Origin of the sequence: Affinundibacterium baiyunense (assembly GCF_018139645.1) — a bacterium.
Classification (GTDB): Bacteria; Pseudomonadota; Gammaproteobacteria; order Burkholderiales; family Burkholderiaceae_D; genus Undibacterium; species Undibacterium baiyunense.
The window spans coordinates 392,668-404,746 of record NZ_JAGSPM010000003.1 but is presented as its reverse complement, the minus strand read 5'-3'; the positions used below and the strand labels follow the sequence as shown (position 1 = coordinate 404,746).

Annotated in this window: 9 protein-coding genes; 6 read left to right on the top strand and 3 right to left on the bottom strand. The window is 44.1% G+C overall.

The genetic code is table 11. The annotated features are described in order from the left end of the window. Nucleotides 1-6: 6 nt before the first annotated feature. Genes KDM92_RS07365 through KDM92_RS07355 form a run of 3 tightly spaced genes read left to right on the top strand, consistent with a single transcriptional unit; the run spans nt 7 to nt 4,186 of the window. The gene (locus tag KDM92_RS07365) at nt 7-1,299 is read left to right on the top strand and encodes an O-antigen ligase family protein (protein ID WP_212683732.1); all 1,293 of its coding nucleotides are present in this window, start codon (nt 7-9) and stop codon (nt 1,297-1,299) included. A 48-nt stretch (nt 1,300-1,347) separates the two neighbouring features. After that, nucleotides 1,348-3,117 carry a lipid A export permease/ATP-binding protein MsbA gene (gene msbA / locus KDM92_RS07360; RefSeq protein WP_212683731.1) on the top strand — a complete coding sequence of 590 codons (1,770 nt, stop codon included), beginning with the start codon at nt 1,348-1,350 and terminating at the stop codon, nt 3,115-3,117. A 55-nt stretch (nt 3,118-3,172) separates the two neighbouring features. After that, a complete protein-coding gene (locus KDM92_RS07355) occupies nt 3,173-4,186 on the top strand; it encodes a M28 family peptidase (protein ID WP_212683730.1) in 1,014 nt (337 codons plus the stop codon). Between the two features lie 21 nt (nt 4,187-4,207). On the opposite strand, the gene KDM92_RS07350 is transcribed toward KDM92_RS07355, so the two are convergent. From KDM92_RS07350 to KDM92_RS07340, 3 genes are all read right to left on the bottom strand, one after another. Then, nucleotides 4,208-5,032 (bottom strand): substrate-binding periplasmic protein, encoded by an 825-nt coding sequence (locus KDM92_RS07350; protein ID WP_212683729.1) that lies wholly within the window; start codon nt 5,030-5,032, stop codon nt 4,208-4,210. 485 nt (nt 5,033-5,517) lie between these two features. Further along, nucleotides 5,518-6,273, bottom strand: coding sequence for a substrate-binding periplasmic protein (locus KDM92_RS07345; RefSeq protein WP_212683728.1), 756 nt, complete (start codon nt 6,271-6,273; stop codon nt 5,518-5,520). A gap of 229 nt (nt 6,274-6,502) precedes the next feature. Continuing rightward, nucleotides 6,503-8,350 (bottom strand): DUF885 domain-containing protein, encoded by a 1,848-nt coding sequence (locus KDM92_RS07340; RefSeq protein ID WP_212683727.1) that lies wholly within the window; start codon nt 8,348-8,350, stop codon nt 6,503-6,505. Nucleotides 8,351-8,672: 322 nt separating this feature from the next. Here KDM92_RS07340 and KDM92_RS07335 point away from each other — a divergent pair, with 322 nt between their 5' ends. The 3 genes from KDM92_RS07335 to KDM92_RS07325 all read left to right on the top strand — a co-directional run bounded on the left by KDM92_RS07335 (nt 8,673) and on the right by KDM92_RS07325 (nt 11,949). After that, complete coding sequence (locus KDM92_RS07335; protein WP_212683726.1) at nt 8,673-9,806, top strand: serine hydrolase domain-containing protein; 1,134 nt, start codon at nt 8,673-8,675, stop codon at nt 9,804-9,806. Nucleotides 9,807-10,038: 232 nt separating this feature from the next. Continuing rightward, nucleotides 10,039-11,397 (top strand): HlyD family secretion protein, encoded by a 1,359-nt coding sequence (locus KDM92_RS07330; protein ID WP_212683725.1) that lies wholly within the window; start codon nt 10,039-10,041, stop codon nt 11,395-11,397. Nucleotides 11,398-11,583: 186 nt separating this feature from the next. After that, nucleotides 11,584-11,949 carry a hypothetical protein gene (locus tag KDM92_RS07325; RefSeq protein ID WP_212683724.1) on the top strand — a complete coding sequence of 122 codons (366 nt, stop codon included), beginning with the start codon at nt 11,584-11,586 and terminating at the stop codon, nt 11,947-11,949. Nucleotides 11,950-12,079: the final 130 nt, after the last annotated feature.

Sequence of the window (12,079 nt, the reverse complement as noted above, 5' to 3'; positions counted from 1 at the left end):
CCAAACATGACCGCTACCATTCCTGTACACAATGCGCAAACAGACTGGCAACAAACTTTGCCACAGCAAATCTTGTCTTGGCTGCCAGTGACTTTGTTTTTTCAAGTTGGCTTGATGTATGCGGGTTTGGTTTTATTTTTACTTAGCTGGGCGTTTTCTGGCGATTGGAAAAATAAAATTAGCCAAATTAGGTCATCTGCTTTGTTTGTGCCGGTGTTGGCATTGAGCGTAGTTTCTATCTTGATTGGCTTGATTCATCCACGTCCTGAAGGCGAATTTGCAGCCGCATTCTCGCACTATCAAAGTTACTGGTTACTTTTTCCTATGCTGAGCTTGCGCGGCGGCGCTTGGCAAAACCAAGCCGTAAAGAACTTCTTTTTCGGCGCGATACTCGCAGCTACGTTGTTTTATTTGAATGCATTAGGCGCTTTGCCAGCGATTAAACTGTTTAAGAGTTATGTCGTGTATGAAGGCAATAAGTCGATTTTGTTGGGCTTGCTATTAGCGATCGCGGCGGCGTGGATGTTGCATGAATGGCGTTTGCGTAAGAATCAACATGTCTGGCGCGCACTTGCTTTTATTTATGTGCTGCTCGCCTTGGTCTTATGTGCAAAATCGCGCACTGCTAGTTTGTTATTTATTTTGCTGTGTGGCGTACTTGTTTGTCGCAATTTTCGTTTTCGATGGTGGCAAGTGCTTGCGTCTGGTGCGGTATTGACGGCACTAATTTTTGCAATCAACTACATCGCACACTTACCCTCACCAGTCACTTGCTTGGCAAAACAAATGCACGATGTGCATCAGATGCATGGTGCAGAAATTATGAAGAATCGCGCCATTTGTACTGTGCATCAGGTTCGTGATTTTGGCCAGACTAAACAAGTGAGTGAGGATGGCATGCGTCTTGAGCTCTATATGAACACTTGGCAAATGATTACAGCAAGTCCTTGGATAGGGCACGGCATAGGCAATTGGCTACCGATGTATCAGCAAAAAGCGCAAGGGCAAATTAGCGAAAAGATGACGACGCCGCATAACGATTATTTGCTGTATTGGTTTGAATTGGGTTTGGGCGGTTTAGTCGCCTTGCTTGCGATTTGGTTGACGCAATTGCGGATCGCCTTTCGTATGGTGAACTCTGAACACAGTGAGCGCGCGATGTTGGTGTCGATGCTCACATTATCTATGATGTTTGCGGCTTGTTTTAACGCGATCTTGCGTGACGGCGTATTTGCTTTCGCGATGCTGATCCTGTTAGCGATACCGATGGCTAGTGTATCGCGTACGAATTCGAAATAGAAACATCAAAATAACTCGAATAAAAAACGAATAAAAAACGAACAAATTATGGCGAAACTGAATAAACCAATTTTGAAAAGATTGTGGAGCTCGGTCACGCAATATCGCGCTTACTTGATTTTAACGGTCTTGACGATGTGCGGTACTGCGCTCACCGAGCTGGCGCTGCCTTGGGGATTAGGCTTATTGCTTGATCACGGCTTTGGTCATAACGCGTCGACTGTGTCGAGCGCATCGAAAGCGCAAGTCGTGAATTTCCCACTATGGTATGTGCCAGCGGTATTGATCGGTATCTTCGTCATTCGCGGGATTTGTACATTCACGACGAGTTATCTTATGAGTCGTATTTCCGTCAATTTGCTCAATGAATTGCGGGCCAAGGTGTTCGACAAATTGTTGCATGTGCCAGTTGGTTTCTATCATGCCGAATCGAGTGGTCGCATCATCAATACCATTATGTTTGAAGCACAGCAAATTGTTGAGATGGTTAAAGTTTCGATCACCACTTTGTTCCGCGATTCTTTGACCGTGATCGTCTTAATGGGCTATCTGATTTGGCTCAACTGGAAATTAACTTTAGTCACGATTATTTTGATTCCAGGTATGACGATCTTGGTGCGCGGCGTGAGTAAGCGCCTGCGCAAATTGAATCATCAATCTTTAGAAGTTAGTGGCGAACTAACGCAAGTGATTGAAGAAACTACGCGTGCCCATCAAGTGATTCGTATTTTTGGTGGACAGCAGTATGAGCAGCAACGCTTTGAAGCGAAAAACAAAAAACTCGGCAGTTTCACAATGAAAAGCACGGTTGCCGTATCGTTCACCACGCCTTTGACACAAATTTTGGCTTCGGTTGCGGTGGCGATTGTGATTATGTTGGCCTTAGCACAAGCGCGTAAAGATGCCACCACCGTCGGTGATTTCGTTACATTTATTACCGCCATGATGATGTTGCTGACACCATTGAAACGCTTGGCAGATTTAAATGGGCCTCTGCAACGTGGTATGGCGGCGGCTGAATCGGTATATAGCATGGTGGACGCAATTCCTGAGAATGAAAGCGGTCAGCTAATTGAAGGACGTGCTTCTGGTCAGCTCAGTTTTAAAGAGTTGAGCTTTACCTATCCAGGGCAAGAACAGCCGGCGCTGAATCAGATTAATTTGAACGTTGAAGCTGGCGAAACGATTGCCTTGGTCGGCATGTCGGGCGGTGGTAAGACTTCATTGGTCAACTTGGTACCGCGCTTTTATGAGCCAGATAGTGGCGAGATCTTGCTTGATGGCGTGGCATTATCCGATTTGTCGCTGAAGAGTTTGCGCCAGCAGATAGCGATGGTCAGTCAAAATGTGATTTTGTTTGATGACACGATTGCCGCCAATATTGCGTATGGCGATGCGAACCCCGATACCGCAAGAATAGCCTATGCGGTTCAAGCAGCGCATCTACAAGAGGTCGTCAATGAAATGCCAGAAGGTTTGCAAACCATGACAGGTGATAACGGTATGCGTTTGTCAGGAGGTCAGCGTCAACGCTTAGCGATCGCTCGCGCAATTTATAAGAATGCACCTATTTTGATTTTAGATGAGGCAACGTCGGCGTTAGATAGTGAATCTGAACGTGCAGTGCAAGCCGCATTAGACGAATTGATGCAAGGCCGCACTACACTCGTGATCGCACATCGTCTATCGACAATTGAACGCGCCAGCAGAATTGTGGTCTTAGTCGAAGGACAGATCGTTGAAGTCGGAACGCATGCGGAATTGTTAGCGAAAGATGCTGCTTATGCTAACTTGTATCGATTACAGTTTGCGGCTTGATTGTGAATTAATAGACTGTTAGACCATCGCTATTTATTTGAAGACAGGAGTAGGTATGTCGAGATTGTTGAAGACTTTGTTATTGAGTGTATTCGCGCTCGGCCTGACTCATAGTGCCTTGTCAGGGGCGACGGATAGCGCGCAAAGTACTGAGTTTCAAGTAAGTTTTATCGACGCAGCAATGAAGCGCTTCACCAAAGCGCCGCATCCGATGGCAAGTGCTGAACAAAAAAAATTAGCGCAAGAGATTAAATCGGGTTTGAGTAAGCATGGCTGGCAAGTACAAAGTCAAAGGTTCAAAACAAAGATTCCGAATTTGGCGCATCATCAATTAGGCGGGCAAGATAAAAAAGCGGTACCGATTAAAGAAGTTGAAGGAGAAAATATCATCGCTATCTCAAAAGGTAGCGAGCGATGCATGGTATTGATTGGTGGTCATTACGACACCAAGTTTTATAAAGACTTTGCATTTGTTGGCGCGAATGATGGCGGTTCTTCAACCGCGGCGATGCAAGAGTTGGCACGGGTAATCCAGCTAATTCGTCGTCAAGAAAGCAGCAAGCCAGCGAGTAAAGAAAGTGGTCGATTCTTAGATTGCAGTATTGCTTTAACTTTCTTTGATGGTGAAGAAGCGACTTTGCCTGAATGGAGTGATGCTGACCGATTATTGGGAATTACCGACAATACGCATGGTTCACGCGCGTTTGCAGCGAGTTTGAGTAAGCAATTTGAAGGGGTAACGTATCAGAATTTGCCGATCAAGGCAGTATTGATTCTGGATATGATAGGCCATAAGAATCAACAACTTTTTATCACGAATGGCTCTAATCCGCAGTTAGCGCAAAAATTACTTGGGCAAAAAACGAATACAAAAATAAGCACGGCGAATATTGCGATTGAAGATGATCATATTCCGTTTGCGCAAATGGGGTTGCCATTTCTTCATATCATTGACTGGACCAACCTCGCCGAGTGGCATACACCAAAAGATACTTTAGAAATTATCTCCAATAAGAATATCGCCGATTTTGGTGATATGTTGGTGCGCTTCCTAAAGCAAAAGCGCTAGCGAAGACGCAAAGCAAATTGCTTATTTGGGTTTGTTGAGTATCCGCGAAATTTCACCATTCTTTTTGCCGCGCATAATCGCCACGTTGAGACGTTTGATAATCGCATCGTGTTTGTGCAAGCCTGCGGCGAAATGCAATTCGTCAACCCGCAAAGGTTTTGCTAACACAGTGAACTTGCTTTCCTCTGTATTTAATACATGCGATTTGTCGGTGTTCTGCATATGCCTCAATAGACTCTCGACTTCACGCGGATCACTCTCTCTAGCGCCAAACAGCATCACATCCATGCGTTGCATTGCCAGTTTTTTTAAACGCGCTACGTGTGAGGCGGTGTCTTCTTCGACTTTGAATAGCCGATTCTTATTGCTATCAAACTCATCACCATAGCTAACACCACGAATCACACCGACAGTTTTTCCTTTTAAGTCATCAATTTTCTCGAACTGAAATTCTTGCTTACTGGAGGTGACTAGCCAGACAAAATTGGCATAGATAAATTCAGAAAACTGCATTGTTTGCAGTCGTTCACTATTTTTTGATAAACCAAACGCTATGCCATAGCCATTGTTGACGTGATTCAGTAATCGCGCCATCGGAAAATATTCCACTTGAAAATTGAGGTTTGCCTCGCGTTCGAAAAAAAGTATGAGTTGGCGAATATCGTCTTTAATCGGGATGATTTCCCCGCGTTCATTTCGAAGTTCGCGAATGAGTAAAGGCAGTTTCTGCGATTGTGCGGCTTGTGTCGTCCAGATCAAGCTCGGGCCAATCAGCGCAATACACAGCAATATCATTTGCTGATAAGTTCGCCATCGTTTGAAATGATTAATTTGTCTGCATGCCATAGTCGAGAGACTTCTCGGTTGAGCTAACTGCGCTGTACTTTTAGAAAAGTATAGTCTGAATTGGATCTTGATGAGCTTGATTCGAGGTTAAATTGCGACGCATGGCCTGAGCAATTGGATCTTAAGGTGAATTTCAGTGCGAGTTTCGATGCGAGATTCAATACCAAAGCAGAGAAAAATAGGCAAAAAAAAGTCATCTCAAGAGGGCTCGAGATGACTGAAAAGGGAGGTTGAAACAATATGTACAAGCTGACTTGGCTAGTCCGTACAATTGCGTCAAGTGAAGTTTGCAATTCTTGCGGGTACTTTGCAATTACTTTGGGATAAACGGCAGGTTTTAGCGACTGGAGTGCAGGAAACGCGGTATTAAAGAATGCAGTTTTGTTTTAAAAGCACGATTTCTAGGGATGGAATAATTTACCTTGCTTGCTAATTAGTTGAAGTTGCTTGTGTTTTGATGTGCTTAAAAAACTAAGCACATCGCATTACTTATAGCTATCGATAATTTTCTGATAGATCCCATTAGCGCGAATTTTTTTTAATCCTTCATTAAATTGCTGACGCAATTCCGCTCGCTGAAATACCACGGCATAAGAGGTTTTTGACTTGATTAAGTCGTGGTAGGTGAGTGCTTCTGAAGTATTGAATTCTTTTGCCAGCAAGCGTTGATGATGTTGAAAGATCGTTTTATCGATGATAATTAATTGCACGCGATCCGCCCAAAACATTTTATTTTGGCTCAGTTGATTGAAAGCTTGGTGGTAATTTTTGGGAAAGCTGCCGTTGGTATCAGGTCGATACTTTGCTTCAAACTCAGGACCAAGATTCTTCCAACCATCTTGCCAAATGATGAAACTAAAGCGTGACAGATCCTGCAAACTTTTAAGTTCAATCGCCTGTTTGCTTTTGCTAATCACCATATTTTGAAATTCTAAATAAGGATCAGAGAAGTAAAGGCTAGGGTCTTTATCGTCTTGCACTGTTGCTGCCGCATCGACTTCTTTCTCTTTGACTGCCTTGATCAAACGAACCTTGGGAATTGTGCTGACTTTAATGGTGTGACCATATTGCCCCATGATCTGGCGCAGTAAATCGATTTCGATACCTTGATCAAGATTATCTTGACGAAAGCAATAAGGAGGTCTATCAGTAGCAAAAGCGATCTTGAGCTCAGCCGCTGCAGCGCTAAGTTGCAGGCATGGCAAACAAAAAAATAATAGGTACTTTAGCAATTGCTTCATACACTTTCATTTTCGCAATGCGGCATATTGAGACCTCTGCACAATTAGTACGCGACTACAGTTTGCGAGTATTGTGCAGACACCTGTTGTGAGCTAAATGTTTTGCGACTTTATTGCATATCGAATATTCAGACCAGTCTTGCAAGAATACCTGATTCAAAATCTTAATACATACAAGACTGTATTTATAAAATGCTCAATCGAATTGAATTGAATCAGGTTTGGCGTTTTATTGAGGCTTGTTTTTTGCTATCCACTTTTCTACTTGTGCTTCTAGAATTGGCATCGGTAAAGTCCCATCACCAATCACAATTTCATGAAACTTCGGCAGGCTAAAATTAGGGCCAAGCGCTTGTTGCGCGCGTGCGCGTAATTCTAGTATTTTGCGAGCACCGATTTTATAGCTGAGTGCTTGTCCTGGCAGAACCATATATCGCTCGATTTGATTTTTAGCTTTGGCTTCGGTGTAGCCGAGGTTTTTTTGCATATAGTCGATCGCGGCTTCTCGTGTCCAGTCTTTGGCGTGTAGTCCTGTATCTACTACCAAGCGCACAGCACGCATGAGTTCGTCATTGAGATGACCAAAATACGATTCAGGATTGTCATAAAAGCCTAACTCATGACCCAGCGTTTCTGCGTACAGTGCCCAACCTTCTGTGAATGCAGCACTGTTGAGATTTTCGGTATTGAATTTTCGGAACTTCGGTAAATCGATTTCTTTTAACAATGCCGCATGTAAATGATGTCCAGGTTGGCCTTCATGTAAAAACAAAGTCACCATGCTAACGCGACTGTATTTTTTAGGATCGTTGACCACGGGCCAGAAGATACCAGGATGCGAACCATCGGCAGACGGTGGTGTGTAGTGATCCGATGCGGTGGCACGGCTCAATTCCGGTTCTAACTGCAACTCCATTTTGCCTTTGGGAAGTAAGCTAAACAAGTTCGGTAACTTCTTTTGCACTTGTGCGTCGATTGCGCGATAAGCGTCCAAAATTTCAGTATCCGTTTGAAACGACTTAAATTTGTCTTGTGCACTAACCCATTGCGGCAAATCAATCGCTGCGCTGGTGTAACCTAGTTTGGGGCCAAGTTCTGCCCATTGTTGTTGAATACGAGCGACTTCTTGTAAGCCAAGTGCATGGATTTGATCTGGTGTTAAATCGGTAGTCGTATTATTTTTAATCCGCATTTGGTACCAAGCCGCGCCATTTGGCAAAGCACTGTAGCCACTGGTGTCGCGTCCTGCTGCCAGATAATCAGTCTCTAAAAAATGCACCAATCTTTGTAAGGCTGGCGTCAGTTTGGTGCGTATGGTTTGGCTGTAAGCTTTGCTCAGTTTTTGCTTATCTGAAGCAGAAAAATGCGCCGGCATATTTTTGATGGGCGTATAAAAAATACTCGCTTCTGCATTGGCATTTGGCAGCGCCTTGAACTGTGGCAGCATCGCTAAGGTAATGGCTTTTGGTTGAACGATGCCTTTTTGTATGCCTTCGCGCATATTTTTAATGGCTTGTTCTACCCAAGCAGGTAATACATTCAAACGCGCCAAATAGGCATAATACTGCGGCACTGTCTTCAAGGGCTGCGAACCATCACCACCAGCAAAATTAGCCAAGGTGCTCGGCACATTGTCCATTTGATTGATGGGCAGCAAATGTTCGGGGAAGTGTTCGAGGTGCAATGCACTGTCTAGTTCATAGGCGAGCAAATCATAATTGAGCTGATCTTTTTCATTGAGTTGTGCTTTTGAAATGCGTTTGAGTTGCGCCTGCATTTTATGCATGAGCGCAAATTGCTTTGCGCGATTTTGTGGCGCGATACTGATCGCTAATTGATTGTCGTAACGGTTGTCACCATTAATGCTGGCATATAACAGCGGATCAAATTTCGCGCGCGATTCGTAAAACGCATCTGCTAATTGATCCAGTTGTTTCTTTGTTTGTAGCTTGCTTGCGGTGATGGTTGCTGAGGACGGCGCTTGTGCAGCGATGCTGAGATTCGGTGTAGTTGTTACGAAGGCCGAGAGTAGGGCGATGCTCAAACATTTTAGTTGCAAGTGTTTCTTGAATGCCATGACATATCCTGTAAGTGAAAGTGGCAGATGACTTTGCGCGGTAATATTTTAGAATTGTTGAATTGCTCAGAATGCTTAGTACAAATCATGTCGTGTAAAACTTTAAGCTGAACAATTTTGCTGGATCAAGATTGAGAATACCGCAGTTTTTGTATTTCGGGCATGAAAGTAGCTCGCCAGACAACACTTGGCTTGATCTTGGTAAGAAACTGTTTTGTCCTGTAATTTTTTGTAAAAAGCGTCTTAACAAAGATGTGCCCGATTTAAGCTGACGATAATCCATTTAAGTTTATGCCTATCGTTTCTTTTATTGAGGTGATGTATGTCGAGAGTGCCATTTGTTCGTGAGCCATTTAAATCGCACCAGCTCACCGCTTTAGTAAGCTTATTGCTGTGTACAGCTTGCGGCGGTGGAAGCGCAACTAGTAATCCAACTACTGCAAGCACACCCACTACATCCACATCGCCGAGTAATAGTTGTTCAGTCACACAACTAGAATCCGAGATGAATAGTCAATTCGCTCAATTGGTAACGGATACGGATTTCTCATTCGGAGTTGAACGTGATGATGGTCGTCGTTATGTGTATCAACGTGGCAGCTCGCGTATGCAAACGGTGTACGAATCTGCTTCAACTTCTAAATTAGTTAGTGCAGTGATTATTTTGCGCTTGGTCGAGCAAGGTTATTTGAAATTAGACGACAAGCCGCAAGACCGCATCGCTACATGGCCAATTGCGCCTACTTCACCATTAGCGACAATGAACTTAGCGAATCTACTGAGTTTTACTTCTGGTTTAACCGACGAACCATTATGCGTAAATGCAGGCCTTATGAATTTTGAATCTTGCGTGCACACGATTGCCAATGTCAATGCGAGTAATCAAATCGTTCCAGGCAGCGAGTTTTACTACTCCAGTACGCATTTGCAGGTGGCGGGATTAATGGCGGTGAAGGCGCGTGGTGTCGCTTCTTGGCAAGACATTTTTAATGAGTTCAAACAACAAACAGGCTTGTTCAAAACGGCAATCTACGATTTGCCCTCGTCGAGTAATCCACGCTTGGCGGGCGGCATGCATTGGACAGGTGAAGAATATCTCGACTTTCTTTCCGCACTCAAAAAAGGTCGTCTACTGAACGCTGCTTCGATGACGCAATTATTGGCAGATCGCACCGCCACCGCAAAATTGGTTTATTCGCCTGCTGCCGCCTTAGGCGAAGTTTGGCATTATGGCTTTGGCTATTGGCATGAATGTCAAAGTACCAGTTTTAACTGCGCACCAGCGACACGTATCTCTAGCCCCGGCGCTTACGGCGCTTATCCATTTTGGGACAGAAGTAAATCCTACGTCGGAATACTCGCTAGACAAGGCGATCTTGGTTCCTTTACCAAAGGTGCGGCACTTGAGCGAGCGATGCGGCCTAAGGTTGAGGCTTGGTTGGCTTGTGCGGGGTGATGGCTGTATTTTTGCCAAATTGCGATGTTTATTTAAGCTGAATTTAAGTTGAATGAAAGATGCATTAATGTAAATACAAATTTATTGTCACGAATTTAGATTGGAGACAAGTAGGAATTTACATACGTTGTTTTCGTGTATAAAAGTATTTAAATAATATTATTTAAATAAAATGCTTGTGTTTTAATTGTCAAAGTAAATTTTTGTTAAAAAATTAAAATGGCAAGTGAACATGAATAACAGCACAGCAATTGCTAAATCAGTTAACAGCCCACTTTTCCGCCCAGAAGTCACGGTAGCACTAGGTAGTCAATGGATGGGCGCGATTCGTCTCGCGCAACCGATTTCAGTTTGGTTAATCGCAGGGGTTGCGCTAGCAGTCGCCATTGCTTTAATCGCCTTTCTTAGCTTCGGTAGCATGACCAAAAAGGCGCGCGTTACGGGCATCACCGTTCCTACTGCGGGTAATATCAGTATCGCTGCGCCGAATGCTGGAATATTGACGCAAAGCCATGTGAAAGAAGGCGATGTAGTTCAAGCAGGGCAAGTTTTATTCACGCTCTCGACCCAAAGACAAAACAGCCAAGGCGAAATCACCGCATTGATCGCGCATCAATTGCGCGCCCGTCAAGACACCTTGATTAGCGAACAACGCTTACGTGAAAGCGCTGCAAACGATAAGAAAATCGTTCTACAGCAGCGATTGGCTAATCTTCAAATCGAATCCGATCAAATTGATCAAGAAATCATGCTAGCCAAACGTCGTTTAAGTTTATCCCAGCAAAGTATCGATAAATTTCAAACCCTGCAAAATAGCGGCTACGTGTCCGCTGCTCAGACCCAACAAAAGCAAGAAGAGAACATTGATTTGTCTACCCGTCTAAGCAATCTTCAACGTAATAAGATCCAATTGCAGACCACACAGGTGAGTGTCCAATCTGAAATCAATACGCTAGCCAATACCTTAGCGACTGAACTAGCACAGCTCAATCGCGCCAAAGCAGGCTTACAACAAGAGATTGCCGAAAATAATAATCGCCACTCCAGCCAAATCACAGCGCCACAAGCGGGTATGGTCACGGCCATTACCAATCAAACCGGACAAAACATCAATGGCGGACAAGTGCTTGCCACTATTATCCCAACGGTGGAGACCAGCAATGCGAATAATGAGCAAGATCAACAAGCGCTAGAAGTGCATCTGTATGCACCCAGTAAAACCGCCGGTTTTGTCAGCGCAGGGCAACAAGTCTTGATCCGCTACAACGCCTATCCATACCAAAAATTCGGCTTGCAAGCTGGTACGGTAATCGATGTCAGCAAAACCCCATTCGCTCCCAACGAATTACCGCAACACCTAGCCAGTACCATCCTTAGTAATGCACAACAAAACATCTTAGGCTTTAACAGTAACGAAGCCTTGTACCGCATCAAAGTCCAACTCAAACAACAGAGCATCAATGCTTATGGACAAGTTCAGGCGATCAAGCCAGGCATGACTTTAGAAGCCGATGTGGTGCAGGATAGACGCAAGATTTGGGAGTGGATCATAGAGCCAGTGTTGGCAGTAACGAGATCGGCTGCGCCATGAGTCAAGCAACGAAACGATGTTTTGAAAAGCAAGTGCGCGCACTTGAAAAGATTTGCAGGTGAGTGAACATAGCCCACTCACCGCAAAAAACCGTACACAGGTATTCGACACCTTGTACGGAGGCAGTAAAACCCATCGGTATAGGATCGATGGTTTCAACTGAACCATGTATAGGAGTAACACAAAATGCGTTTGATTTCAAATGAAGAATTGATGTTTGTAGCGGGTGGCAGCGACGAGGATGATATTCAGAGAGTAGAAATTGTTGGAAATAGAATGAGTGCTGAGGAAGCGGCTGCATACGATATGGAGCTGGGATACCCTAGTATTATTCGGCGAAGAACTCCTGAGGAAAATAGTGCCATTAGTTACTTAGCCGCATTTGGAGGATTTGCTGCTGCCTCAATTGTTACGGGTGGATGCATGTTTGGAGCAGCAGTGGTGTCAGACGGACTTCTGATCCCAGTCGCGACGAAGCCATGCACACTAGCAGGAACTGTCACAGGAATTGCAGTAGGAGCAGCAATAAATAATGCCGTAAGAGAGCAATAATACTTATTGTTATTCAAAACACTCTTCCGATGGAAGAGTGTTTATAAACTAATTGGAAAATGCAAATGAAATTTAATTTAGATTTAAACCTAGTGAAATTATTGGTGATCAATATGGCGTTGGCAATAAT